The organism is Bartonella sp. AP57NXGY, from assembly GCF_042195805.1.
Taxonomy (GTDB): Bacteria; Pseudomonadota; Alphaproteobacteria; order Rhizobiales; family Rhizobiaceae; genus Bartonella.
The window spans coordinates 1-640 of sequence record NZ_JBHIOZ010000575.1 but is presented as its reverse complement, the minus strand read 5'-3'; the positions used below and the strand labels follow the sequence as shown (position 1 = coordinate 640).

General features: G+C 32.3%; 1 protein-coding gene. It reads left to right on the top strand.

Annotated elements, in window-relative coordinates; genetic code table 11:
• A partial coding sequence (locus tag ACFIL8_RS12115; protein WP_375690028.1) for a DNA-3-methyladenine glycosylase I occupies positions 1-427 on the top strand: 427 nt, incomplete at its 5' end.
• Positions 428-640 lie beyond the last annotated feature (213 nt).

The following is a 640-nucleotide window of genomic DNA, read 5'->3' as shown; positions in this document are numbered from 1 at the left end:
GCTTTCTTGGTTTACAATTTTAAAAAAACGCTCTTTTTTTCGCGTTGCATTTGATCACTTTGACTTTGAAAAGATTGCTCATTATGATGAGCTGAAGGTGCAAATGTTAATGCAGAATAAAGACATTGTTCGCCATCAAGGAAAAATTCAATCAGTGCTTAATAATGCATTGAGAGCACAAGAAATTATAACAGAGTGGGGGAGTTTGTCCCACTATTTTTGGTCTTTTCAACCACCACAATTGGAGCGTTATGAAAAAATAGATTTTCAAACACTGTTAGCTAACCCTATGACACCTGCTTCTCTTCGTCTTTCTCAAGACTTGAAGAAACGTGGTTGGACATTCGTTGGCCCCACAATTTGTTATGCTTTTATGCAGTCCGTAGGAATTGTTAATGATCATCTTGAAGGATGTTTTTGTCGATAAATTGGCAAACTTTCTTTTGTAAGAGTAATGATTAATAGGATAATAATTGAATTATTTAACAAATATATAAATTATACAATTCCCCTGTATAAGATAATTGAAATATACAAACTATACAATATTAATGATTTTCTATTGTTGTTGGCACTAAAAACGATAAAGGTATAATTTTGAGGATGAAAAAACAGACGCAAAAAGGAGTGATATCTTAAC